The organism is Vibrio mexicanus (genome assembly GCF_001012815.1).
Classification (GTDB): Bacteria; Pseudomonadota; Gammaproteobacteria; order Enterobacterales; family Vibrionaceae; genus Vibrio; species Vibrio mexicanus.
The window spans coordinates 17,396-42,879 of record NZ_JYJP01000075.1; the positions used below are offsets into that span (position 1 = coordinate 17,396).

Genomic DNA, 25,484 nt, shown 5'->3' on the forward strand with positions numbered 1-25,484 from the left:
CTTGTATTTTTATGTTGGATTAGAGCGATAGAAAACGTTCGCGTTGAACCATAAGTTGATCAATGCGAGCATCAAATCGAGCTTGTTGCAAGCTGCCTAGTGGTGCGAGCTGGCTAGCTTGAGTGTAATACTGAATGGCTTTATTCCAGTTGGCTCTAAGTGCGAGGATCTCTGCTCGGGCGGCAAGTTCTTCAGCGCTGTTACCTAAATGGGTATTAGCCTCTGAAAGTAAGTTCCAGCCAATGGTATCGTTAGGGTGCTCGTGGGTATAACGCTGAAGGATTTTCAGTGCTTCGTTGTATTTCTCTTGGCGAATATGAACGTTCGCCAAGTTGATGGTTAGCACGGCATTGTTAGGTTTTAGCCTTAAACTCTGTTCTAGCAAAGCTTGGGCTTTTTCTGGTTGTTTGAGTGCAATGTAAGCGTCAGAAAGCGCATCCAAATAGAAGTTGTTATATGGATCCTGCTTTTTCAATTTTACGAGAATTTCTTCTGCTTCTTGAGGCTTATTCTCATCGAGATAAACCAGAGCGCGTCCATATTGAAAAGAGGGTTTGACGATCTCTGGTGTGGATCGTTTCTTCTCGGTTCTATCAAACCAATCCAGTGCCGCTTTTTTCTCTATTCCGGCATACCGTGCGACGATACGAGCTCGCGAAAGATGGTAATCAATCGAAGGTTGCAGACGGACCGGCGGATAGTTTTGCGCCCGTTCGCGAGAGTCGGTAATACGATCTTCCGGTAGCGGGTGAGTCAGTAGCATTGGCGGTGGCGTACTGGCGTAACGGTACTCGTCGCTAAACGGCCAAAAAATCGTGGCATAGCTTGAACATCAAAGCCCGCTTTAGCCAATGTCGCGATACCAAATCGGTCCGCTTCTCGCTCGTTACTACGGGTGTAGTTGATTTGTGCTTGCATGTTACCCGCGGTTGCAGCCGTAACGGCGGCAATCCCCGCTTCTGGCGCAGCAATAGCAAGCAGCATAGAACCAACCAGTGCGGCTAGCGTTGCAGGTGAACGTCTGGCTTGTTCTTCCATACTTCTCGCGAGGTGGCGCTGTGTTACGTGGGCAATTTCGTGAGCAAGTACGGAGGCGAGTTCACTCTCACTGTGTGCATGCAAAAACAGACCAGAGTGCAAAGCGACATAGCCACCAAAAAATGCGAACGCGTTAATATTACGGTCGCGGATCATGAAGAAGGTGAAAGGTGTTTTTACGTCATTAGCGCTGGCAACCAATCGATGGCCAATTGAGTCAACATACTCATTTAAAACGGGGTCGTTTACGATCGGAAGATTGTTACGCAACATACGCATGTATGCGTCGCCGTAAATCAGTTCTTGATCTATGGTAAGAGTCGCCCCAGCAGCAGTACCAATATCAGGAAGGTCGAGACTGTTTGCCGTGGAAACGGAAGGAGTAGCCAAGGCCGCTGCAACGCAAAGGCAGATCAAAGATCTTGAACGCTTAAACATAATGAAAGAAGAGGCTCCGTGTTCTTATTGTTTGAGTGTCGAATAACGACAACTCTCATTGTTATATTGACACTGTATCATGCGGTCAGTTCCATAGTGACCACGCTAGCATATTTGCCAGTTGTGAAAAACTAGCCAGAGGGTGCAAGATGGTAATGCCCAGACAAAAAATGGTGTTAAAATCGTCTCTAAAGGTAAACAAGCCCTAGCGCATTGCCTAAAACGAGATACAATGACGACTCTATAATAAGCATCGAGCTAGAGAATGGAACCGAATATTCTTGATTTGCGTAAAGAGCGTTGCCCGATGGCGTTATTACTTGCGAAACGTCACACAAAGCGTTTAGCACCTGGTGAGGTGTGTGATATCTATATCGCAGATCCTAGTTCCAAACGGGATATAGAAAAGTATCTAACTTGTCATCATTACTCTGTAGAACAGATTGCGAGTGATGACTTCTTCTTGCTGCGCTGCGTCGCAGGCGAGATCGTGTCTTAAGCTAAGTTTTAAAAAGGTTTCTCGTACATGTTAGAAATGGTTCGTCGTTGGTATTATCGACGTTTTTCCGATCCACACGCGGTGAGCTTAGTGGCGATTTTGCTATTTGGCTTTATCACCATCTACTTCTTTGGGCATCTGATCGCGCCATTGCTGGTGGCGATTGTGCTTGCCTACCTACTTGAGTGGCCTGTTGCTCAATTAGTGAAGTGGAAGATGCCTCGAACGTTGGCCGTTGTACTCGTTATCCTTTCGTTTACTAGCGTGATGATATTAGCGGTATTTGGCTTAGTACCGACCATTTGGCAGCAGGTTGGCAACCTGATCAACGACATTCCTAACATGTATGCGGGACTAGAGAGCTTTATCGCGACGATTCCTGAGCGCTATCCGGAGCTGGCAAACTTGCAGATTGTCGAATCCATCGTCACTAATGCCAAAAACCAAGCACTCGTGCTCGGTGAAAATGTGCTGAAGGGTTCCGTTGCATCGCTTGTTAGCTTAGCTACCTTGGCAGTTTATCTGATTTTGGTGCCGTTATTAGTGTTCTTCTTGCTCAAAGACAAGCAAGAGATGATGAGCATGACCAGCGTTTTCTTGCCGCGCAACCGAAAGCTTGCTGACAAAGTATGGGTAGAGATGAATGAACAGATCTCTAATTACATTCGCGGTAAAGTGCTGGAGATCCTTATCGTCGGGGGCGTCAGTTACATCACCTTTGCGATTTTAGACTTGCGCTATGCGGTGCTACTTGCGGTAGCGGTGGGTTTCTCGGTATTGATTCCTTACATTGGTGCCGCGGCGGTTACAGTTCCTGTTGCGATTGTTGGCTTGTTCCAATGGGGCTCTCGCCACAATTCTATTGGTTACTCCTAGCCTACGGCATTATTCAGGCGCTTGATGGCAACGTGCTCGTCCTATCTTGTTTTCTGAAGCTGTAAACTTGCACCCTGTAGCGATTATCGTTTCAGTCTTAGTATTTGGTGGGTTGTGGGGCTTCTGGGGTGTGTTCTTTGCGATTCCACTGGCGACTCTAGTTAAAGCGGTTATCAATGCTCTGCCGAGTCACGATGATGATGACCCCATAAATAGAGCAGCTTAGCACTATTGTTGCACCATAAGTTTGAGAAGAGCGCTACTTTATCAGTAGCGCTCTTTTTTATCTGGTCGTCTATGCTGATAAGTAGAAATGATAGTACTAGTATTAAAAGTATAAATTATTGTTAAAGATTTAGTGAGTTGTGTCGCTAAGTCAGTCATAAGGTCAATAATACCAACAGTTCTCACCGAGGAAAATTATGAAATTTAGCCAAAAGATTGTGGCTGCTTCATCTGCATTGCTGCTTGTCACAGTGTCTTTACTCTCTTTCCAGCAACTCAGCACCGTTAAAAAAGAAGTCGAACTCCTTGTCGACAGCAGTCTGGAAGAGCTGGTTATTGGGGTAGAAAGTACCGTTTCTTCTGAAATGGAAAGTAATCGGGCGTTCGCTGAGTCCATTACGGATGTGATTGAGTTGGCACCGAGTGACCAAGACTATGTGAAGCGAGTGCTTGAAACACCGACATTGAAAGGCAGCTTTATTGCCGCAGGTCTGGGTTATGACGCTGATGGTCAATTTATCGAGAATGATGATGCATGGGATGCGGATGACAGTTACGACCCTCGTGCTCGCCCTTGGTATAAAGACGCCAAAGCACAAGGTTCAGTGGTCGTGACTAAGCCTTATGCCGATGCATCAACGGGGAATGTGATTATCTCTATCGGTACACCCGTTCGTGAGAATGGCCGCTTCATTGGTAGTATGTTTTACGACGTAGCATTATCCGGTTTAGCTGATTTGGTAAACAGTATTGACCTATTTGATGCAGGCTTTCTGTTCATTGTGACCCAAGATGGCATGACCATCGCACACCCAGATGTGAAGAAGAATGGCGAATCACTCGGCAGCTACATGCCGGGTGTGTCAATAAGCGAGGGTACTCAGCATGTAGAGATTGATGGCATCGACTCAATTGTAGAGCTACGTAAAGTGCCTTCTGAGAACTGGTATGTGGGTGCTGTGATCGATAAATCAATAGCCTTCAGTGCGATAGATTCGCTACGCACCAGCTCGATTATCTACACTTTGGTTGGCGTAATACTGAGTGTAATTGGCTTAACCTTCCTGATTAAAGTGCTTTTGGCTCCACTGCGTGCCCTGAACGAAGCAATCAAAGACGTGGCATCTGGGCAAGGGGATCTGACTAAGCGCCTCGATACGAACACCGATGCTGAGTTTGCAGAGCTAGCGACAGGATTCAATACCTTTACCGAAACGCTGCAGAATCAAATTAAGCAATCAAAAGCGATTGGCGCTGAAATCATGCGCGGCACGGAGATGACGGTATCTGGCGCACAAGAGTCAGCTGAGGCAGTAAGAAGCCAGTTACATGAGCTTGAACAATTGGCAACAGCGATGCATGAAATGGCTGTTACAGCAACGGAAGTAGCTAACAATGCTCAAGGGGCCGCAAGCGCTGCGAACGATGCTGATCAAGCGACGCAAGAAGGGTCGACTGTTGTAGAGGATACCACCGTATCTATCGACAACTTATCGGCTCGCATCGACCAAGCGGTTGAGGAAGTGCACGGTTTAGAATCGGCGACGGCCAATATCGAAACCATCTTGAAGGTAATCAATGACATTGCCGACCAAACTAATCTACTTGCACTTAACGCAGCGATAGAAGCGGCACGTGCGGGTGAATCAGGGCGCGGTTTTGCGGTGGTTGCCGATGAAGTTCGGACGCTAGCACAGCGAACTCAAGAATCGACGACTGAAATCCGCAGCATGATCGAACAACTTCAAGCAGGCGCAAGTTCAGTATCTGCGGCAATGGCAGAGAGTAAGAACACGGCGGTTGAAGCGGTTGATAAAGCGCAAGCAGCCAATATTGCTCTTGAACGGATTCGCAGCTCGATTCAACAGATTTCGGACATGAACCTACAGATTGCTTCAGCGGCTGAAGAGCAAAGTTTGGTTGCAGAAGAAATTAATAATAATACGGTAAAAATAAAAGATCTTTCGACTCAAGTTTCGGATGCAGCAGAAGCGGCAAATATAGCTATGCAGGTGCAAACGGAGAACGTTAGAGAGCAAGATGAATTGCTCAATAAGTTTATCGTATAGGTCGGACTTGAACGAAAAACGCCAGCAAATGCTGGCGTTTTTTTATTGAATTGGAAGGTTGATATCGACTTCGAAATATTGCTCATCGGGGTTAACCACTCGATACGAGTCAAATCGAGTTCTGTTGTCTAAGCTATAACCGCTGTTTGGCAGCCAGACGTTAAAAACGCCTTTGTAGTCATGGGCAATGTCACTTGGATTACCTTTCGCTGTATAGGAGGCAAACTTGCCACCTTTGATAATGCGGGTGTCTGTGGTGATGTGGGGCGGTATAACAGTCTCGCTATCTATTTTGATACAAATATCATAAACACAACGACTCTTGTCAGTGATATTTGGGTCGCTGTAACACACATCGATTAACTGCGAATCGTCTTTGATAAGACTCTTGTGCTCGTCGATAAACTTAGGCCAGTGAAGCATGAGATCATCATAGTCTCCAATGAAACGTCGGTAGAGCACTCGAATGTCTTCTAGGTCTCGAATGACAGCATCTTTATCATAGTATTCAAACTCTTGGTATATGATTTTGCTCCCATCGAAATGGCTGACCAAGTCAAACTTTTTCTCTTTTTTGAGTTTTCTAAATTTGGCTGGAGACATCCCGTGATGCTTTGTAAATGCTGAGCTGTAGTTGGACGAGCTGTACCCATAACCTAAACCAATATTGGTAATACTGTTGTTGGTATTCGTTCCTAGCACAATGGCACTGTCTTCCATTTTCAATCGTTTGATTAAGGAGTAAATACTCTCGCCAGTAGACTTTTTAAATAATCGGCTGAAATGAAATTTTGATAAATTGCAATGACTTGCAACTTCTTCTACCCCGAGTTCACTGGTGAGATTGTTGAAAATGTACTCAATGGCATTGTTGATGGTCTTGTTTGTTATTTCCATATAAAAATCGTTCGTATATCAATAACTTGTTTCTGTGCGAACTTGATACTTCCACCTAGTACTCTCACTACCGCTAAAAATTTGGCAGGAAAAAGCACAAATTCAGAAGTATGAAGAGATAAAACTTCGTATCATCGTTAGTTTGGTAATGATAATGATTATCATATCAAAAAGAAAGGACACAGAGACACCAGTGCTGCGATCATCAAATGGATTCGTTTGTTGTTGAGAATGCCTGCCGGTCGCGTGTCAGGGAATCTTCCATACTAGGACTAATAAGCAGCATGACTCAGTTTTCTCAATCTGTTCCAGAGAGCAAAACACTAACCTATGAAAGCCAGGGAAAATTTAACCAAGTAGAGATCGTTTGGAGCGACAAAGATGTTCCTCGTATTCAAGCTGATAACTATGAAAGTTTAGGGTTTGGTTACGGCTATGCTCATGCTCGAGATAGGTTGATTGAGCTCGTTGGGCAGGCAATTGCAATGCGTGGTCAGCGATCGAAATACTATGGATCAGAAGCCTTCTCAACTCTAGGCTTTCTTAAAACGACTAACCTTAACTCTGACTTAATGTTCAAGCTTAGGGTTCCCGATGAATGGGTTAAAGAAGAGTATGAAGGATTAAGTCCTGAGACCCAAGATTACATTGCTGGCTATGTAAATGGCTTAAATTATTTTGTCGATTGTCTTTCTGAAGCGCAATACCAGCAAGTCGTCGGCCAAGAACCAATGGTTCGGTTTGAGGCTGATGATGTCGTACGTTTCACCATGCGCTTTGGGGTCATGAAGGAGTTGATTGAGATTGGGCCGCATCTAGTGGACTCAGCCAATTGTACTAATGTCATCTCCTCAAGCGGCAGCACTTCTCCTCATAATACGCCAGTTGAAGTCGAAGGGGGCTTTGGTAGCAATGCTTGGGCTTACGGAGGCGATGTGGTTGAAGGTGAAGGAGCTATCTTGGTGGGTAACCCTCATTCAGCTTGGCAAAGAAATCCGCATCAATTACGTATTTACATGCATCAGTGTCAGTTGACGATTCCGGGTGAGTTGGATGTGGCAGGCTCCACGTTCTTAGGATTTCCGCTGCCATTGACCGGCTACAATGCTGATGTCTCTTGGAGCATCTTGGATGCTGCCACGGTCACGCCCTACGTCCTGCAATTGATGGACGTTAAGTTAGAACATGACTCAATTAAGTACTTGGTGGATGGTGATTATAAATCTGCCAACAAACGCACCATTGAGATTGAAACCTTGCAAGAATCCGGTGAAATTGTCTCGAAGTCTTTCCAATTTGCACAATCTCACTTAGGGACACTTTTCAAACTGCCTCAGTCACCAAATAAGCCTGCAGCTGGTACGCCATCACCAATCCGGGTGAAAGGAATGCCAAAGGGTTGGATCAGTTTTTATCTGCGGCAAAGGCGCGTTCGACTCGAGAGTTTATCGAGCAGATAGAACAGCACCGTGGCGTGCTTTGTCAGCTTGTTGTTGCCGACAAACAGGGTGACGTTGGCTATGTGGTAGCAGGTAATGTGCCACCAATCAGCGATGAAGCCATGGCCAATGCTCATGTCGGTATAGAAGGGGTTGCGTTTAACGTCTTGGATGGCAGTCAAACAAGAAATTCGTTCCGTGACCAAAACCAGAGGCCACTGCAAGCGGGCAAGTCTTTCTATCCTAACATTGTCTCTCGCGGCATCATTCACAATACCAACAACAGCTACAAATACAGCGAGTTTGGTCATCAGCAGCCGGACTATCCATCGGTGTTTGGTCAGCACAAACAGCAGCGCACATTGGCCGCTGCGCGGCTCGATTATGATCCTCGCTTGATAATGTCCTACAAGCGAATGCAGGAGATCAGTTCGAACGGCAAGATTAGTGCAAAGCAGGCGCTCGAAGTGGTCTTTGATAACCGTAACTACGCGGCTGAAACGTTTCTTGATTGGATTTTGACGTTAGAGCCAACTGATTGCACAACCTCTATCAAGCAGGCATTTCAAGTGTTGGCGAGCTGGGATCGCAGAAACAACTCAGACAGTCGTGGAGCGCTATTGTTTCACCAGTTATGGGGTAAGTTGGTTCGGGCCAAGCTCGTTAAGGTGACAGGGTTTGGTGACCCGGAAGTGGACTCTCAAATTTCATTCACACCTTCAAGCCAGAAAGCGATATTGGCAGCACTGGAACAGTCAGTGACAGAGTTAGAACAACTGGGCTTTGCGCTTGATTCTGAATGGGGGAGCGTCCTTTATCAGACAGCAGATAATCATCGAATAGCCATGCACGGCGGATCTTATGAGCAAGGTATTCTCAACGGAGAAATGCCCGCAGAGTTAACCCGCGACGGTTTTTCCTACATCTTATTTGGCACTGCTACCTTCAGTTAACCCAGTGGCAAGATGGAGAGGTTTGCCCGCAGGTCTTATTGGCGCATGGTCAGCGCGATGGGATTGATTCCAAGGCACGCACATGTCAGTTACAAATGTTCCTCAATAAAGAGCTTTACCCCATACCTTACAGGCCACAGGAGTGGGAGAGCGCCAGTATTGCCAATAGAGTTACGATCACGGCAAATGAGCTAGTTCTCTAATCTATTCCAACTCACTCGTTATGTTTAACGTATTTACTTATGAGTTTAAATTATTGATGAAAAAGATAATCTTAACTTTGGCCGCCTTGCTTACTGCGGCTACTTCAGCAAGCGTACTTGCTTGGCCCAAGAGTTTTGTTAATGCCGATGGCAGCACGACAACGATCCCAGCCAAGCCAGTAAGGGTGTTGTCGACCTCCGTCACGGTGACTGGGACCTTGCTGGCTATTGATGCGCCTTTGATTGCAACAGCGACAGATACGACGGGAGGATTTTTTGGACAATGGCAGTCAGTTGCGGATCAACGCTCGGTAAAGAAACTATGGCCAGCAGGCAGTGTAAATCTTGAGTCTGCTTACCTTGAACAGCCTGATCTGATTGTTGTATCAAAATCCGGTGCCGACTCTGCGCGTAATCAGGTTAAAGAATTTCAGTCTATTGCTCCAACCATTATCGTCGACTACAGCACTCAGTCATGGCAGGAACTTGCTAAGCAATTGGGACAAGCTCTGGGCAATGAGCTGCATGTTGAAAAGACGGTCGCTGATTTTGATCAGTTAGTGGCAGATGCTAAGGATCAATTAGACTTGCCTGACGGTAGGGTCAACATTATTAGCTACCACGGTCCGGGCGTAACCAATGCGGTGGCAAAATCCGAAGGGGCTCATGCGCTGTTACTTTCTGATTTGGGTTTTGAAATCGAATCATCGGATGATAGTTGGCATACCGGTCCAATCTTTCATAGCGACTTTGTGCTGGTTAACTATGAAAAGCTGACTGAGCTTAGCGCTGAAACGAGCTTTCTGATTGAGGCGTCAGACGAACGAGCGCAGAGTTTGATGTCTGATGTTGTACTGAAAAACTTACCTTCAGTGAAAAACAAGCAAGTGTATGGTCTAGGTGAGAACACTTTCAGAGTGGATCTTTATAGCTCCAGAGAGATCGTCAAGAATATGCTTGCGCGATTTGGTCGTTAGGATGTCAGAAGTAGCATTGCGATTGAAATGACTCAACTAGTTCATCCCGTTACTCGAAGAAACAAGCGACAAATAAACCTTGTTTTGATGGCTGCCTTGATCAGTTTGCCAGTGTTAATGCTCATTAGCATATTCGTTGGCTCGCGAGATATTGCAGTGGCAACAACATTAGAAGCGCTGACTCACTTTGATGCAACCAACTCTCAGCATCTCATTGTTCACCACTTGCGGATTCCAAGAACCTTGTTAGCAGTGATTGTGGGCGCAGCACTTGGCGTGTCGGGTATCATCATGCAAGCGCTCACTCGAAACCCATTAGCTGATCCCGGCATCCTCGGTGTGAATGCTGGAGCGATGACCATTATCGTACTGGGCATTTCTCTATTCGGGCTGACAAGCTTAGCCACTTATGTGTGGTTGGGATTGTTAGGGGCAGCGATCACTGGGTTTATGGTCTACCTTATTGCCGGCAAAGGGCGAAAGGTCGATGCGGTTAGGGTTGTCCTATCCGGTACGGCATTAACAATAATGCTTTTGGCGATCACTAGCCTAATCACCATCAATAGTCACCAAGAAGTGTTTCATCAATATCGCCATTGGTCGGTTGGGTCACTGCAAGGGCGGGGGTATGACGTGTTGGATCCCGTTTCGTTATTTATTGGGGTAGGGCTGCTGCTGTCATTAGCATTAGCTAAGCCGCTAGATTCGATTGTATTAGGCTTTGAAAAAGGCCTAACACTGGGCGTTAATCCTGCGTTTGTTTGGGCGGGGTCATTCATTGTTGTGACAATATTGGCGGGCAGTGCTACGGCGGCGGCGGGCCCTATTAGCTTTCTGGGTCTGACGGCGCCTCATATTACCAAGTTAATCGTTGGCACTGACCATAAAAAACTTCTACCTGCCTGCATGTTGATTTCAGCTTTATTGCTTCTTATCGCCGATATATTGGGCCGTGTCATCGGTTATCCAGATGAGATAAGCGCTGGCATCATGGTGGCACTCATTGGTGGCCCGTTCTTTTTGTACTTAATTAGGCGTTAGTGTGTTTACCGTTACTAAAGTGCTTTCCTCTCGACATTTGTACGCCTTGCGATGGAAATCAGCGTCGGTTGTCGTCAATGTAAAAAATGTATCGATTGCAGCGATCATGGCTTTGAGTTTGTGCGCGCTTACTGTGTTTGCGCTTAGCGTGGGGAAACTACCGATGACCGTTCATCAGGTGTTGGAGATTCTATTGTCTTCAGAGCGAGCTGAGGCAGGCTTTCACGCCAAGATATTGTGGGATATCCGTTTGCCGAGAGTGATTACTGCGGTGTTTGCAGGCGCTGCACTCGGAGTTTCTGGCGCGATTTTCCAATCGATTTCTCGCAATCCATTAGGATCTCCCGACATTATTGGCTTTACCTCAGGAGCCGCAGCTGGCGCACTCATCCAAATCATCTATTTTGCTGGTGGTTCTCTTCAAATTGCGATGGGAGCAATAGTCGGCGGGCTAGCAACCGCTGCCGTTGTGTTGGTTCTGTCCTATCAAGGCGGCACGATTAAGCGGCAAAACCTGGTGTTAACCGGTATCGGTGTCGGTGCGATACTCAGTGCATTTAATGGCTTGTTGCTGGTGAAAGGAGAGATAGATAGCGCGATTACAGGCAACTTATGGCTTGCGGGTTCACTGCATGCCAGAACGTGGGATCACGCACTTGCCGTGTTCGCTGGCGTAGCTCTGCTGTTGCCGCTCGCTAAGCTATTTACAGCGGCAATGGCCGGATTAGAGCTTGGGGAGTTGCGGGCTCAGTCGGTAGGCATTCGGGTATTAAAATTGCGCCTGATGATGACGTTGATTGGTGTTGCACTTGCTGCGTTAGCGACGGCCGCAACTGGGCCCATCGCGTTTATCGCTCTAGCGGCCCCGCAACTGATGGTTCGATTAAGAAACACCGCAAACTTACCGATTGTATCTTCAGCTTTGATGGGCGCGCTGATACTGCTTATCGCTGACCTTACGACTCAACTGATACCAATAGATGTGAACTTACCGATAGGAAGAGTGTGCGGAATCATCGGCGGGTTTTACTTACTTTGGCTTATCACCCGAAGCCGATAACTCAGTAACTTTTTACGACTACTTTGGATGCTGTAATGGATGGACACCCAACGCTGAGCGCTGAAAACCTCACGCTAGGATATGGCTCAAAAATCATATGTGAATCGCTCGATGTGACAATACCAACAGGGCAATTAACGGTTATCGTTGGGCCGAATGGGTGCGGAAAGTCGACGCTGCTAAAGAGTCTATGCCGCTTGCTTAAGCCCAAGCAGGGGAATGTTGTTCTCAACGGCAAACCGATCCTGAGCATGCCAAGCAAAGAGGTGGCAAAACTGCTTGGTTTCTTACCTCAAAGCTCGCCGACTCCGGAACGAGTGACGGTTGAAGAATTGGTGTCACGAGGTCGTCATGCACATCAAGGGCTGTTTAGCCAGTGGAGCATTGAAGACGAACAAGCGGTAAAACAGGCGATGCAAGTGACTCGTGTTGAAGAGCTTTCCGAGAATACGGTTGATGCTTTGTCTGGCGGGCAGAGACAGCGTGTCTGGATTGCGATGTTGCTAGCTCAGCAAACGCCAATCCTGATGTTAGATGAACCCACGACCTACTTAGATATTTCCCACCAACTTGAGTTGCTTGAGTTGTTTAAGAAGCTTAAACAGCAATTAGGTAACACCGTTGTTGCTGTGTTGCATGATTTGAACCAAGCTTGCCGTTACGCTGATAACCTGATTGTGTTAAGTGGTGGAAAAATTGTTGCTCAAGGCTCACCGGAAGAGTTAATGACTGAATCTTTGGTTAACCAAGTATTCGGCTTGGATAGTGTCATTGTCCCAGACCCAGTGACAGGTTCACCAATGATTGTGCCCAAAGCCCCCCTGATCCCTGATGTTGTCTGAGCTTAGTTAAGTTTCTCTTAAGCCCTTTGGCTTTATAGTAGTTATTAAACCTCCTGAACTTATAGAAACCTTAGTTAACCGGATGATTCTTCAATGAATCCTCCGGTTTTTCCTGCGCTTAATCCTCTGCTTATCTGGCGACATTCGCTGTCATGACTGTGCCCACCTATCTTCATTTTTTGCCTGTTCGAAAAGCACAAATTCAGAAGTATGTGTTTACAAGCCTTAGTAATATACGACTTGTCAATGAGAATGGTTATCAAAATCATAAATTATATAGGTCGATGACTTGACCATAAAAATCAAGGGCATGGGCTGCTAAAAGCAAGCCAGTATCTGGGCTAACCACTTATTTACAACATGACCCTAATTACTATTGTCACGTGGTTTACGTGTCGGAAAATTAACAAAGCAGTGCGAAGCCGTATCCCCTACGAACTTAACATCGAGGTCAGCAAGCCATCCGTGCTTGTCATACGGCGACCGGCAAACTCTAGGAGAATGACCAAATGGAATTATTGCGCAAGGAGCGCTTAGCGAAAAGCCAACCAAACAGACACTCACTCAGTACTCTTGCAGCGTCGATTGCTGTTGCGTGTTTTGGCATGCAAGCAGGGCTTGCTGTAGCCGCAAGCGAGGCCAAAGACGGTGCAGTACCAACTATGGTGGTTTACGGTGATAAATCTGAACGCTCACTCCAAGAAACCAGCGCAAGTGTTGTCGTTTATGATCAAGATTCAATGCAGCAAAAGGGTATTAACACCAGTCAGGACTTGCTGAGAATGAGCCCGAACATTGTCGATACTGGCTATGGAAACCAGGTTGCGACAGTACGAGGCATTGATGGCTCGGGCCCTGGTGTGGGCGCTGCAGCTTCATTTCAGGTGCTAAACCACGACTGAATGTTTCTTTAGATGGACGGTCACTGACTTACAATGAGCTCGCTTATGGGCAAAATTCTATGTGGGATATGCAGCAAGCAGAGGTCTATCTTGGCCCACAAAGTTACATTCAAGGGCGAAACTCGATTGCCGGAACAGTGGTATTGAAGTCCAACGCGCCTATTTTTGAGCGTCAGTTTTCAATCAAAGGGGGGTAGGAAACAATAGCCTTCAACAGACGGCCATCATGTATAACGATGTTCTTGTGGATGATCAGGTCGCATTTCGTATTAGTGCGGACAGGCAGTATCAGGAAAGTGCGGTCGCTCTGGTGACCTATGAGCCTGCAGGGAACTCTAAAGAGATAGAGTCAAATGTCATTCGCGCTAAGTTACTGGTCGAGCCAAGTAAAATCCCTGAACTGTCTTCAACGCTCAGCATTTCACATAATGACCACCGAGCTCCGCAAGGGGAATATGAGCCTGATGACTCACCGTTCGCTCCTTTCCCGTCGAAGCGTCCGGTATCTGAAGGTGATACGAATAGCTATGTTTGGGACTTAACTTATGGGGTGACACCTAACGTTGAGTTGGCATTTAACACTAACTACAGCGATTTTGAAATCAAACGTATTGTGCCGACAGGTGATCGATTCACTGCCAATATTCAAGGTAAGGAATATCATATCGAGCCAACGCTGAGATACATCTCTGACTCAGAGCAACTTGATCTTTTAGTTGGGGCTAGATATTTCAGCAACAGTCAAGATGACTTCATTGATGGCATGGGCTCTTACGAGGATGAAACTAAGACCCAGTCTGCTTACCTACAAGCGATTTATAACCTAACCTCAAGTTTGGTATTAACAGCGGTCGGCCGCTATGAGAGTGAGAAACGCTACAGGAAGGGTGGTCAGGGCCCATTTGCTTTGGAGCTAGATGAAACCTATAACGACTTCTTACCTAAGCTAGCCTTAGCGTGGAACTCAGGCAAGAACAATACCTTTGGTGTGAGTGCTGCAAAAGGGTTTGGTTCAGGTGGTGCAGGGGTGGACTTCATCGCGCGTTCAACCTACATGTTTGATCAAGAATCGGTTTGGAACTATGAGTTCTTCACGCGTCATCGTTTGATGGATCAAAGCCTTCAGCTGACAACCAATGTGTTCTATAACGACTACGACAATCTGCAGCAGCTAACGGGTGCAGAGATCTCAAACTTGGATGATGCAAAATCGTATGGTGCTGAAGCCACAATGGATTGGTATGCAACACAAGACTTGAGCGTATTTGCCAATGTGGGTCTGCTAAAAACCAAAATTAGCGACAGCACTCAAACCATCTATGAGGGCAAAGAGTTTTCTCGTGCGCCCGGGTTTACAGGGGTTGCGGGGCTGAACTATTGGATTGGTGACTTTGAGCTTAATGGTAATGTTCAGTATGTGGGTGATTACTACTCAACGACAGACAATAACGAAGTCGGCAAGATCTCTGGTTATACGACTGCAAATGCTTCGATTGCCTATATATTCGATTATGGCCATGCCAAGCTATTTGCCAACAACCTGTTCGACTCGAATGATGTCATCCTCTATGAAGCTCGAGGAGAGGTATACACAGAATCACCGCTTCTACAAAAAGCGCGCACAGTGGGTGTATTGGTACAGCTAGACTTCTAAACCTAACTGCAGGCCAGCATTTCGAATGCTGGCCTTTTTGTACGTCCCCACTTCTAACCGGTCGACATTGTCGTTATGAACGAGTCGTTTGCGAGTAGGTGAGGGTGTTCTTTCATTTAATGCTGTTGAAATCACTTCTTACGCCGTTTTGAGTGTTCTTTTATGTTTCAAAATTCCCTTCTCGCAGACCTACATGACCAAGAACTTGAGATAGACAGCGGCCTGATTTTGGGAAGCGTCGATCGCAACACCAATATTTCAGTATTCAAGGGTATCCCTTTTGCGGCGCCACCAGTTGGTCAACTGCGGTGGGCTGCCCCTCAACCCGTTGAAAAGTGGCAAGGGGTACGCAGTGCCAAAGAGTACGGAGCATCAAGTATCCAAACTCTGCCGGAAAAAGGGTCTCTCTATCAAACAGAGTTTTTGCCACAACCGCATGTCTATGACGAGGATTGTTTATATCTCAACGTATGGACACCGGAGGCTGCAACGAATGAACGCCTGCCCGTCTTAGTGTGGTTCTATCCTGGTGGTTTTGTTTGGGGTCGGGCAGTGATGACGCTATTGATGGAACCGCACTTGCCCAAAAGGGCATTGTAGTGATCACCATTAATTATCGAGTTGGCGTTCTGGGGTTTATGGCACATCCGGAGCTCACACAAGAATCGCCAAATCACACATCGGGAAACTATGGCCTACTTGATCAGATTGCCGCGTTAAAATGGGTACAGCGTAATATTGGCCAATTTGGAGGAGACAAAACAAACGTCACCATTTCTGGACTGTCAGCGGGTGCAATCAGTACGCACCTTTTGTCCGCATCACCGAAGGCAAAGGGGTTGTTTCACAAGATCATTGCACAAAGTGGTTCTGTGTTTGCGATGAAAGGGCACGCATCACTCGAAAATAGTGAAGCCGCAGGCATTCGATACACGAACAGTTTAGGCGCCACTACTATTGACCAACTGAGAAAACTCTCACCTGAAAAGTTGATGGTAAAACCTTATAAAGCTTGGCCAGTTGTGGATGGTTGGTTGCTGCCAGACAGTGTCGCTAGCACCTATGAGCAAGGCCGACAAATTGATGTGCCTATGTTGATAGGCGGTACGTTAGATGAAGCGGCGACAATACCCTATGATGTAGTCAAACTTGACTCACTTGAGTTTTGGGTAAAAAGCGTATTTGGCGTCTATGCACAAGAGTATCTAAAGCTTTATCCCGCCAAAACAGATGCGGAGGCTTGGAACAACTTTGTTGCGGTAAAAAACGAGTCAATCCACTGGGCGACCCGAAAGTGGGCCCATCAGCAAAACAGTTCGGGTACTCAACCCATCTATCTTTATTCGTTTAGCAAAGCCCCACCCGGAGAGTTCAGCGCACAGCACGGAGCGTATCACATGGGAGATTTGGTCTATGCGTTTAATAATCTCGATAAGGTCGACAGGCCTTGGAAGGAGGAGGATAGGGGGCTAGCGGACTTGATGTCGAGTGCTTGGGTCAACTTTGCTAAAAAAGGCAATCCGAATGGTGATGGATTGCCTTTATGGCCAGCGTATTCAAGTAAAGACGATGTCATTATGGTATTTGACGCAATAATCCAAGCAAAGGTGGATGAGCGAAATACGGCTTTGCACCGGTTATTCGACAAAGAGTTTGAGCTCAATAAAGGCTATTTGAAGCTTTAACCTTTATTCGCCGTACCTGCGTTGGTTGTCTTTACTTTGTATTGAGCGGTTATTTGCCGTTTAGGTAGTCTAGAACCACTTCATGGTGAGTTTTGGTTTTGAACTTGTTGAATACATGTTCAATCACACCTTCTTCATTAATTAGGAAGCTGATGCGGTGCAGACCATCGTAGACTTTACCCATAAATTTCTTCTCCCCCAAACGCCGAACTGATCGGCTACCGCGTGGTCTTCGTCTGACAAGAGTGTGAAGTTCAGGTTGTCACGTTCAATGAACTTGCCCAAGCGTTTTACTGGGTCGATGCTGACGCCTAATACCACTACGTTGTGAGCATCCAGTTCAGCTTTAGTGTCACGAAGACCTTGCGCTTGAACCGTACAGCCTGGCGTCATCGCTTTAGGGTAGAAGTAGAACAGGACCTTTTTGCCTTTAAAGTCGCCTAGAGAAACGGTATTGCCATCTTGGTCGAGCAAAGAGAATGCAGGTGCTGCATCACCAGCAGTCAAAGTATTCATGTAATTTTCCTTATTAAAGACTGTTTTGTAGAAAGTTGAGCGTGCCGCGAACATTCAGCTCTTGGCAGAGAGTATTAAACTCTTCTTGGAGTTGCATTAGGTTACAGTCGGATTCGACAAGTGCGCTGATCGCAATATGGAATTGATCGTTATCGGACTGAATTTTTGCTTTATTGATTGTCTGCGCACTCAGAGAAGAGAGGCCGATGTTGCGATCGGCAAAAAACTGGGTGAACTGCTCAGTCAAACCGACTCGATCATCAGACTCGATAAACACTTCTACTGTGTAGGCGTGTTCTTGAATCTCACTGGTTGAAGTACGTTTCATCATGGTGATGAGATCATGCTCTTGCCCTAATAGTGGCAAGGTAGTTTCTACGCGAGTAATGCTGTTGGCATTACCAGAAAGCAGCATGAGCAGCGTAAATTCGCTGCCAAAAATAGCAATGCGGCTATCAACAATGTTGCAGCCTGATTGAGTGACTAGGTGTACAACTTGGTTGCAGACGCCAGGGCGGTCCGCGCCGACGGCAGTAATGACCAGATGTTGAGTCATATTATCACTTCGTTCTTTATTAAATGGATAATTATGGACTAGCTTAGCATAGTTGAATAATAGAAAAATGTGTCACGGCGTGTTTTTATGAGCTCAATGTGACGGGCTTACTTTAGGCTGACAATGTAATGGGTAAGTAGGGTATAACGGCTAAATTCATCGAGTGAGCGGTTAGATCTCTAACATCTCGTAAATATTCACCCAATCTGGCGATTTAAGCGTGTTAATCCTCTTGTGTTTATCAATCGCCATACAGTACCATGCAGAAAGTATCAAATTAGGGAGAAAGACATGTTTTCAGGAAGTATCGTGGCATTAATTACACCGTTTACTCAGGATGGTGAAGTCGATTTCGTCAGCTTGAAAAAACTGGTGGATTATCATGTTGCAGCTGGGTCTGATGGCATTGTTGCTGTTGGCACTACGGGCGAGTCCGCAACTCTTACGGTAGAAGAGCATGTCAAGGTAGTTAGTAAGACAGTTGAATTTGCTGAAGGCCGCATCCCTGTAATCGCGGGTACTGGCGCTAATGCAACGCATGAGTCAGTGACGTTCAGCCGTTTGCTTAACGATTCTGGTATTGCTGGCTGTTTGAGTGTAACGCCTTACTACAACAAGCCAACGCAAGAAGGTTTGTACCAGCACTACAAAGCGATTGCTGAGGTAAGTGACGTTCCACAAATTCTGTACAACGTACCAGGCCGTACTGCGGTAGACATGCACCCAGAAACCGTGGCGCGTCTTGCAGAGATCGAAAACATCGTTGCCCTTAAAGATGCAACAGGTGATCTAGACCGCGTTAAAATTCACCGCGAGCTTTGCGGTGACGACTTCATTCTATTGAGTGGCGATGATAGCACTGGCCTTGATTTTGTTCGTTTAGGCGGCCAAGGCGTGATTTCTGTGACCAACAATATTGCGGCTAAAGAGATGGCGACAATGTTCCGTCTTGCTAAAGAAGGCCGCTACGCAGAAGCGGAAGCGATCAATAACCAGTTAATGCCTCTTCACAAAAACTTGTTTGTAGAATCGAGCCCAATCCCAGTAAAATGGGCGGCACATCAGCTAGGTTTGATCGCAAATGGTGATCTACGTCTACCTCTAACAGAATTATCAGAACAAGCTCGCCCTATCGTTGCCCAAGCAATGGCCGAGTCTCGTATCTCATAATTTGAATAGATAGCCGAAGCCTACATCGCGTAATGTGCTTCGGCTCTTTTAGGAGTTTCAATGAAATTTTCCCATCAGCTAGTTATCAGTTCACTAGCTGTACTTGTTCTAAGTGCTTGTTCAAGTGATCCGTCTAGTCGCCGTCAGGCGAAAGACGATTTTGAGTATCTAGATACCCCAGCACTCACTGAATGGACGCTTCCAGAAGGTGCAGTGCCAGAGTTCTACCCGAATTACAACATTCCAGAGGGTAACTACCCAGGTGGGATTGGCCGTGAGGTAGATATCCGTCCGCCACAGCAAGTCCTAGAGTTGATCCCAGGTGCTCGTACTGAGCGTCAAAACGGTGAAGTGACGCTTTGGCTGCTTCGCGAAGACGAAGCGGACAAGGTATGGCAGACAGCGATCACCATGATGGAAGAACGCCAAATCCCGATTCGAGAGCAATCAGATAAGCGTATTGAGACAGATTGGGTGACATGGCAATCAGAAGATGAAAGTGTGCCGCTAGGTTCTCGTTACCAAATAGAAAAACTGTTTGCGAATAACCGACATGGTTTCAAGATTTCATTGATCGATTGGCGTGAAAACGGCGATGTGGTACCAGTGTCATTGACCAATAAAGAGCGTTACAACGTTCTGATGACCAACTTAGTGACAGCGCGTTATGACTTAGATCTTCGTGAAGAAGCTCAACGCAAAGCACAAGAGTTGATTAAGTCGATCCCAATTACTATGGGAGCAGACAGAAGTGGCCTACCGGTAATCATCGCGCGTACCTCTTACGATGTATTCTGGCAGCGCTACCGGATTTACTTCCTGCAATGGGCTTCACTATCGAAGAGCGCAACCAGTCTCAAGGTACCGTCGTTGCAAAATACGCATCTCCAGATGATGAGTTCTGGGAAGAAGTCGGCTTGAAGCCAATTGATCTAAATGGTGGTACATACACCTTCCTATTTGGTGATCTAGGTAACCGAACGTCTATTAACGTGACGAATTCTAGCGGAAAACCAGTGGAAGAAGAGCTTCTGGAATCAATGGTACCAGTGCTGTCTTCTGTTGTAGATAAGCTGCAGTAATACATATTTAGTGAATAAGATGGAAAGGGGCCTTGAGCCCCTTTTTTGCGTCTATGGTTTATGCGTTTGCTTACCTTCTGCCGCTTGAGATGATCGAAGAGACGTCAATTGACGTAATTAAATATGGCGATTAATTGACCGTGAAAAGGATTTGTTTATGAGAGCGATGATACGTTTAGCTATTGTGATGTTGAGTGTTTACCTCATTCCTACTTCGCTCGTACATGCGGAAACACACAGTTGTCCCGAGGTATTGGATTCTACTCAACGATTGCTGAACTCGATGGACAAAGTGAATCTGTGTGAGCAATACCAAGGACAAACCTTGCTGGTGGTTAATACTGCAAGTCAGTGTGGATTCACCTCTCAGTTTGAACAGTTAGAGGCTTTGCATCAAGAGTATAAAGACCAAGGCCTAACCGTAATAGGTTTCCCAAGTAATGATTTCAACCAAGATAGAGGCAGTGAACAAACCACGGCGAATGTCTGCTATTTGGACTATGGCGTGACGTTTCCAATGATGGCAAGAAGCTCTCTTTTTGGTGAAGAAGCCAATCCCGTCTTTCAATATATTCGAGAGAGTTCGGGAATGAATCCAAGGTGGAACTTTTACAAGTTTCTAATCAGTAAAGAAGGGGAAGTGGTGGCCGCTTTTCCTAGCTCTACGTCACCGAGTAGCAGTGCGTTGAAAAAGGCGATAGAAGCTCAGCTATAAGGTTTGTTAGAACTACTTTGATTGAGTTGAATCGGCGTCGTTAGAGGCCGCTTTCTTTTTCGCTTCGACGGCTTTAGCGTGATCGGACAGTTTTTTATCTAGCGCGATCAGCTTGTCCAACTCCTCTTTTCGAGTCATCTTGGGCATTTTTTTGCTGGTCACTCGTCCTACGTACTTCATCGCGAGCAAATTACCGATGATAATCGCCATAGCGATAAACGAAATGACCCAAGGGTTGGTAATGAACTCCATAACGTCCTCTATAGGCTAATATTGGAGACAAACTGAGTGTAGATGCTCACTATTTCTTGATTTAGGGTTGCTGCCCCTTCTATCGATTCTGCGGAGAGCTGAGCGATTAACATAGCTGGTGTGAGTTGCTTGAGGCAGTCATGAGCAACGTGGCGGTGACTGATGTGCCAAGGTTCTGCCGCCACTCCGCCTTTATCTTCGCGATAAGGGAAGTAGAAGCCAAATTGTTCGGCATGCGTTACAAGCCAATGATAAAATTTCGATTGGTGACCGGTGAGATACTCCCATGGCTCAAGTGCGAGACTAGTGTTCTCTGGCAAAGCATCTTTATCAAACACATCAAAGTCACTACCCCAGTGATGGCGACTTGCTCCCGGTAGGGCAGACCAACGCAAAATGGCGTAGATTTTTTCTCGGTCGGTGAGCCGAGTGGCATCTAGAGGTTGGCTGTTGCTGTCGAGTATCGGCCGATGGCCAAGCATCTTATTATTCCATATCGCGGCTTGGCGTTCGAAGCTACGAAAGCCACTCGCGATATGGAAGTTAAAACCTGCCTGTTGAGCAGCATTAGCCAGACGAAGAAGATCTTCGGCAACATCTCGGTGGACAAGAAATGCCTTCTGACCCACTTTGGTGCTGACTAGATGGGTTTCGGACTGACCCGTTAGCTGCTCTACATTCATGCTTTCCTTTATTGATTACTTTCTTAGTCAGCAGACGCCAATAGATTCTCAAGGGTTTTCTCAAACATATCTGTCAGCTTTTCAAGATCCGCGACGTTAACGCACTCGTTCACTTTGTGAATGGTGGCGTTCACAGGACCAAGCTCTACAACCTGTGAGCCCATGCGCGCGATGAAACGACCGTCAGAAGTTCCGCCAGTTGTCAGCAGTTCTGGTGTTTTGTGGTTCACATCCGAGACCGCCTTTACAACCGCATCCAGAAGATTGCCTTTATCCGTTAAGAACGGGTGACCACTTAGCGTCCACTTCAAATCGTAGTCCAAACCGTGTGAATCTAGTGTTGAGTGAACACGGCGTTTGATCTCTTCATCGGTAAGTTCAGTACTAAAACGGAAGTTAAACTGCACATCAAACTCACCAGGGATGACGTTTGACGCGCCAGTACCTGATTGAAGATTTGGAATTTGGAAGCTTGTCGGTGGGAAGAACTCATTACCATCGTCCCACTTTGTTGCTGCTAGTTCTGCCAGAGCTGGCAAAGCTTGATGGACTGGATTGTTCGCAAGGTGAGGGTAGGCCACGTGACCTTGAATCCCTTTCACACGAAGGTCACCCGTGATCGAACCGCGACGTCCATTTTTAATCACATCACCCACGGCATGCGTACTTGAAGGTTCACCGACAATACACATATCGATGATCTCATTGCGTTCCATCAAGGTGTCAACCACGCGAGTCGTACCGTTGATGAATGGACCCTCTTCGTCTGAGGTGATTAGGAATGAAATAGAGCCTTTATGGTCTGGGTTTTTCGCAATGAACTGTTCCACAGCCACGATCATACAAGCTAGAGAGCCTTTCATGTCCGCAGCGCCACGACCGTGCAAATGACCATCAATAACCGTTGGTTCAAAAGGAGGCGTGTGCCATTGCTCAAGTGGGCCCGCAGGGACGACATCAGTGTGACCTGCAAACGTAAATAAAGGGGTCTCAGTGCCGCGGCGAGCCCAGAAGTTCGTGGTGTCTTCGAACACCATAACTTCAATTTCAAAGCCAAGAGCTTTTAATCGGTTAATCATGACTTCTTGGCAGCCTGCGTCCTCAGGCGTTACCGATTGGCGGCTAATTAAGTCTTTTGCTAGCGCCAAAGTTGGTGTATCGGTCATTCAAAATATCCTTATTATGAAAAAATTGCTGCGTATTGATCTGCTTTAAAGCCAAGGTGGAAGTCATTACCAGCGACAAGGATTGGGCGTTTAATCATTGCCGGTTGCTCGACCAACAGCTCAATCGCTGTTTCCAGTGTTAATGAATCTTTCTGTTCTTGGGTAAGTTGACGGTAAGTGGTACCGCGTTTATTGACGACGTTTTCCCAGCCAAGCTTCTCGCAGAAAGCTGAAACCATCTCTTTATCAACGCCTTGTTTACGGTAGTCGTGGAATGCGTACTCTTTTCCTTCTGCTTCAAGCCACTTCTTTGCTTTTTTGATGGTATCGCAGTTTGGAATACCGTACATGGTGATTGTCATCGTCTTCCCTTCATTATCTTTCTTAAGTTCATGAATCCTATCAGATGAGATCCCAGACACAAAATGTACGGGTAATTATTTTACTGGTTAAAAAAATTACGTTTCAAAACATTACGATTGAAAAAGTATTGATCAAGCGCAAAAGGTTTCATTTCAAATAAGAAATAATGAGTTATCACAGGAAAGGAGGTATCAATGGAGTTGAGTCCTGTTTTTGCAAGGCGCCTATATTTAGCTTTGCTAGTTGAGAGCTTGATAGGCCAAATGTACCAAAACTTATCGAGAGAACGGGCTGGCCTCGTCGTACTATTCAAGATGTACTCAAGGCGTTGCCTGGGATTGGTATTGAGTTGATGTTTGTTCAAGATGGACGTCGACACAATGACGGTTACTACCAGTTGTCAGACTGGGGACCGTTTGATAGCCAGTGGGTGTTGGCAAGAGAAACCGACATCGCGGAAGTTCTCGGGTTTCATGCATAAAGCCAGCGTTCGCTGGCTTTTTCATATCTAGCCTGGTTTTGCGTATCGCGTCGTTTACATACTATTCACATCGATACGCATTACCAAACACGGTAAATGAAGTGACAAAGTCCTGCGGGTGAATCATCACAATGGTATCTGCACCTAAATCGTGAGCTTTATTTTTTAGTTGGTTAACCGCCCCCTGAATCATGACGTCATTGGTATAGAACAAATAGCTGTACCAGTGTCCTTCGCTGCCCGTTATGTCTCCTAGCCATTCGCATTCTGTAACGCTAAACGTTTTATCGAGTCGAATATGTATCTCTTCGGAGCCTACCACTGGCATATTCGAAGGGGCTGAGCATCCTGCTAGGGTGAATGCCGCCAATCCAGATATTAGTAATTTTTTTATCATTGTTATTCTCGACAGTAATTTGAGTTGCTGCTCTTTTGTCTACATATAGCACTAAATATCAAACAATTGGAACAGTAGGTTAACCCTGCTGCATGACATAAGTAATAAAGCCGACCCAACTTACGATGAGTAGCATCCAAGGGAGTATAGATGGCTTTTCTGAGTTCGTTGATTGTGGTTCTGCAATGGTCGCAGCTTCTACTTTGCTCTCTTCAGCAATCGCTTGTTTGGCTTTTTGTACTTTCTTTTTCGCTTTATCGGCTTGGCGGTTGCGTTCTTTTTGCTGTTTTTTATACAGCGCGATACCCTTTTCAATCCCTTGCGCAATGAGCTTAGTTTGCTCTTTGGTTTGGCCAGGCTTTTGGGTTGCTTTGGCAATTTTCATTGCCTCTTGTTGTGTTTGTTCGGAAGGAACCACTTTCTTTTTCATTAGAGTAATTTCTGCAGTGATCAAAGTTATCAATAGATTATCACGATATACTGATATTTCGCATGATGAGATTACGCGGGAGTTGATATGGAACAAAGTGTAATGATGGCGCTAGGTGGTGCCAGTGTTCTATTGCTTCTTTTGGTTTGTATTCGAGTGCCTAAGCAGTGGCGTTTAAAAGCTCTTGGCATGTCTTGTGTGATCATCGTGTGCGCTTGGCTGACGTTTATTCCAATTCGAGGTGAAACTCCTAAGCTACTAAAACCACTGGCGAAACCTGCGTCTGCCAATGAGTATCTGGCAGAGCTGCAATCAGATATCAAGCAAGACAAAAATAACGCTGAACTGTGGTTTCAGCTTGGCCATGCATACTTGCTCAAAAATGAGTTTGATTCTGCACTGACCTGCTTTGACTATGCGATTCGCCTGTCGCCATCACCAACAGCCAGCCAGTTTGCGGCTAAAGCGACCTCTTTGTATTACCTCTCATCACAACGCATCACTCCTCAAGTCGACTTACTGCTCACCAAAGCATTGGAGCTTGAGACAAACAACCTTCCTGCTCTGACATTGATTGCCAATGACCACTTCTACAGTTTTCGCTATCAAGACGCCATCGACACCTGGGTGCAAATATTAGACAGCGGTCAGCGAGATATCGACCGTGTGTCGATTGTTGAGTCTATCAACCGAGCTAAAGCGCTAGGGTCTGTTGACCTTTAGTGGTTAAATTTTGTTCGAGATAAAATCGTTTTAGGCGCGGCAAGGAGTGTGTAGCCTAGCATTCTAAGCAAATACTTCTTAACAAAGCATAAAACGATTTTAGCCGAACCCTTCGGGCAGCCTTTGTGGTTCATTTCTACTGCGTTATCGGC

At 46.2% G+C, this 25,484-nt stretch carries 22 protein-coding genes and 6 pseudogenes; 18 read left to right on the plus strand and 10 right to left on the minus strand.

The window, feature by feature from the left end:
• Window positions 1-19: 19 nt before the first annotated feature.
• Window positions 20-1,476 (minus strand): annotated as a pseudogene (gene bepA / locus UA76_RS11220) (beta-barrel assembly-enhancing protease).
• Between the two features lie 265 nt (window positions 1,477-1,741).
• On the opposite strand from bepA, the gene UA76_RS11225 reads away from it, so the two are divergent.
• From UA76_RS11225 to UA76_RS11235, 3 genes and pseudogenes are all read left to right on the plus strand, one after another.
• Window positions 1,742-1,975: a sulfurtransferase TusA family protein gene (locus UA76_RS11225; RefSeq protein WP_047046077.1), complete on the plus strand. Its 234-nt coding sequence runs from the start codon at window positions 1,742-1,744 to the stop codon at window positions 1,973-1,975.
• Between the two features lie 27 nt (window positions 1,976-2,002).
• Window positions 2,003-3,077 (plus strand): annotated as a pseudogene (locus UA76_RS11230) (AI-2E family transporter).
• A gap of 196 nt (window positions 3,078-3,273) precedes the next feature.
• On the plus strand, window positions 3,274-5,145 hold the full coding sequence (locus UA76_RS11235) for a methyl-accepting chemotaxis protein (RefSeq protein ID WP_047046081.1): 1,872 nt from the start codon (window positions 3,274-3,276) through the stop codon (window positions 5,143-5,145).
• Window positions 5,146-5,187: 42 nt separating this feature from the next.
• Here UA76_RS11235 and UA76_RS11240 read toward each other — a convergent pair whose 3' ends face one another.
• Complete coding sequence (locus UA76_RS11240; protein WP_047046084.1) at window positions 5,188-6,042, minus strand: AraC family transcriptional regulator; 855 nt, start codon at window positions 6,040-6,042, stop codon at window positions 5,188-5,190.
• A 284-nt stretch (window positions 6,043-6,326) separates the two neighbouring features.
• Here UA76_RS11240 and UA76_RS25215 point away from each other — a divergent pair, with 284 nt between their 5' ends.
• The 10 genes and pseudogenes from UA76_RS25215 (at window position 6,327) to UA76_RS11275 (ending at window position 16,798) form a co-directional block, all read left to right on the plus strand.
• Window positions 6,327-7,502: a penicillin acylase family protein gene (locus UA76_RS25215; protein WP_075202570.1), complete on the plus strand. Its 1,176-nt coding sequence runs from the start codon at window positions 6,327-6,329 to the stop codon at window positions 7,500-7,502.
• On the plus strand, window positions 7,442-8,434 hold the full coding sequence (locus tag UA76_RS25220; protein ID WP_202906932.1) for a penicillin acylase family protein: 993 nt from the start codon (window positions 7,442-7,444) through the stop codon (window positions 8,432-8,434). Before UA76_RS25215 ends, UA76_RS25220 begins: the two co-directional genes overlap by 61 nt.
• A 259-nt stretch (window positions 8,435-8,693) precedes the next feature.
• Window positions 8,694-9,614, plus strand: coding sequence for a Fe2+-enterobactin ABC transporter substrate-binding protein (fepB, locus tag UA76_RS11250; RefSeq protein ID WP_047046115.1), 921 nt, complete (start codon window positions 8,694-8,696; stop codon window positions 9,612-9,614).
• 87 nt (window positions 9,615-9,701) lie between these two features.
• Window positions 9,702-10,655: a FecCD family ABC transporter permease gene (locus tag UA76_RS11255; protein WP_238322272.1), complete on the plus strand. Its 954-nt coding sequence runs from the start codon at window positions 9,702-9,704 to the stop codon at window positions 10,653-10,655.
• 1 nt (window position 10,656) lies between these two features.
• Window positions 10,657-11,715, plus strand: coding sequence for a FecCD family ABC transporter permease (locus tag UA76_RS11260; protein WP_052772029.1), 1,059 nt, complete (start codon window positions 10,657-10,659; stop codon window positions 11,713-11,715).
• Between the two features lie 35 nt (window positions 11,716-11,750).
• Entirely contained in the window at window positions 11,751-12,557 is an 807-nt protein-coding gene (locus UA76_RS11265) for an ABC transporter ATP-binding protein (RefSeq protein ID WP_047046089.1), read from the plus strand.
• A 509-nt stretch (window positions 12,558-13,066) separates the two neighbouring features.
• Window positions 13,067-13,459 (plus strand): TonB-dependent receptor plug domain-containing protein, encoded by a 393-nt coding sequence (locus UA76_RS24695; RefSeq protein ID WP_238322269.1) that lies wholly within the window; start codon window positions 13,067-13,069, stop codon window positions 13,457-13,459.
• A 59-nt stretch (window positions 13,460-13,518) separates the two neighbouring features.
• The gene (locus UA76_RS24700) at window positions 13,519-13,656 is read left to right on the plus strand and encodes a hypothetical protein (RefSeq protein ID WP_238322270.1); all 138 of its coding nucleotides are present in this window, start codon (window positions 13,519-13,521) and stop codon (window positions 13,654-13,656) included.
• A 29-nt stretch (window positions 13,657-13,685) separates the two neighbouring features.
• A complete protein-coding gene (locus UA76_RS11270) occupies window positions 13,686-15,113 on the plus strand; it encodes a TonB-dependent receptor (RefSeq protein WP_238322271.1) in 1,428 nt (475 codons plus the stop codon).
• A gap of 162 nt (window positions 15,114-15,275) precedes the next feature.
• Window positions 15,276-16,798: pseudogene (locus UA76_RS11275) on the plus strand (carboxylesterase/lipase family protein).
• 49 nt (window positions 16,799-16,847) lie between these two features.
• Here UA76_RS11275 and bcp read toward each other — a convergent pair.
• Window positions 16,848-17,314 (minus strand): annotated as a pseudogene (bcp, locus tag UA76_RS11280) (thioredoxin-dependent thiol peroxidase).
• A gap of 13 nt (window positions 17,315-17,327) precedes the next feature.
• Window positions 17,328-17,870, minus strand: coding sequence for a glycine cleavage system transcriptional repressor (locus UA76_RS11285; protein ID WP_047046092.1), 543 nt, complete (start codon window positions 17,868-17,870; stop codon window positions 17,328-17,330).
• A gap of 291 nt (window positions 17,871-18,161) precedes the next feature.
• On the opposite strand from UA76_RS11285, the gene dapA reads away from it, so the two are divergent.
• The 3 genes and pseudogenes from dapA (at window position 18,162) to UA76_RS11300 (ending at window position 20,837) form a co-directional block, all read left to right on the plus strand.
• A complete protein-coding gene (gene dapA, locus UA76_RS11290) occupies window positions 18,162-19,040 on the plus strand; it encodes a 4-hydroxy-tetrahydrodipicolinate synthase (protein ID WP_047046095.1) in 879 nt (292 codons plus the stop codon).
• Window positions 19,041-19,100: 60 nt separating this feature from the next.
• Window positions 19,101-20,122 (plus strand): annotated as a pseudogene (bamC, locus tag UA76_RS11295) (outer membrane protein assembly factor BamC).
• A 187-nt stretch (window positions 20,123-20,309) separates the two neighbouring features.
• Window positions 20,310-20,837, plus strand: coding sequence for a glutathione peroxidase (locus UA76_RS11300; RefSeq protein ID WP_238322273.1), 528 nt, complete (start codon window positions 20,310-20,312; stop codon window positions 20,835-20,837).
• Between the two features lie 12 nt (window positions 20,838-20,849).
• Here UA76_RS11300 and UA76_RS11305 read toward each other — a convergent pair whose 3' ends face one another.
• The 4 genes from UA76_RS11305 to UA76_RS11320 are packed head-to-tail and all read right to left on the minus strand — an operon-like array spanning window position 20,850 to window position 23,300.
• A complete protein-coding gene (locus UA76_RS11305; protein ID WP_047046097.1) occupies window positions 20,850-21,089 on the minus strand; it encodes a DUF2897 family protein in 240 nt (79 codons plus the stop codon).
• 8 nt (window positions 21,090-21,097) lie between these two features.
• A complete protein-coding gene (locus UA76_RS11310) occupies window positions 21,098-21,772 on the minus strand; it encodes a M15 family metallopeptidase (RefSeq protein ID WP_047046100.1) in 675 nt (224 codons plus the stop codon).
• 23 nt (window positions 21,773-21,795) lie between these two features.
• Window positions 21,796-22,938: a succinyl-diaminopimelate desuccinylase gene (gene dapE, locus UA76_RS11315; RefSeq protein ID WP_047046103.1), complete on the minus strand. Its 1,143-nt coding sequence runs from the start codon at window positions 22,936-22,938 to the stop codon at window positions 21,796-21,798.
• A 14-nt stretch (window positions 22,939-22,952) separates the two neighbouring features.
• Window positions 22,953-23,300: an ArsC family reductase gene (locus UA76_RS11320; RefSeq protein WP_047046107.1), complete on the minus strand. Its 348-nt coding sequence runs from the start codon at window positions 23,298-23,300 to the stop codon at window positions 22,953-22,955.
• 195 nt (window positions 23,301-23,495) lie between these two features.
• On the opposite strand from UA76_RS11320, the pseudogene UA76_RS11325 reads away from it, so the two are divergent.
• Window positions 23,496-23,782, plus strand: a pseudogene (locus UA76_RS11325) (winged helix-turn-helix domain-containing protein).
• A 61-nt stretch (window positions 23,783-23,843) separates the two neighbouring features.
• On the opposite strand, the gene UA76_RS11330 reads toward UA76_RS11325, so the two are convergent.
• Window positions 23,844-24,179 carry a DUF4156 domain-containing protein gene (locus UA76_RS11330; protein WP_047046109.1) on the minus strand — a complete coding sequence of 112 codons (336 nt, stop codon included), beginning with the start codon at window positions 24,177-24,179 and terminating at the stop codon, window positions 23,844-23,846.
• 79 nt (window positions 24,180-24,258) lie between these two features.
• Window positions 24,259-24,609 carry a DUF2956 domain-containing protein gene (locus UA76_RS11335; RefSeq protein WP_047046123.1) on the minus strand — a complete coding sequence of 117 codons (351 nt, stop codon included), beginning with the start codon at window positions 24,607-24,609 and terminating at the stop codon, window positions 24,259-24,261.
• A 189-nt stretch (window positions 24,610-24,798) separates the two neighbouring features.
• Between UA76_RS11335 and UA76_RS11340 the strand changes: the two genes are divergently transcribed.
• Window positions 24,799-25,332 (plus strand): TPR domain-containing protein, encoded by a 534-nt coding sequence (locus tag UA76_RS11340; RefSeq protein WP_047046126.1) that lies wholly within the window; start codon window positions 24,799-24,801, stop codon window positions 25,330-25,332.
• The last annotated feature ends 152 nt before the right edge of the window (window positions 25,333-25,484 follow it).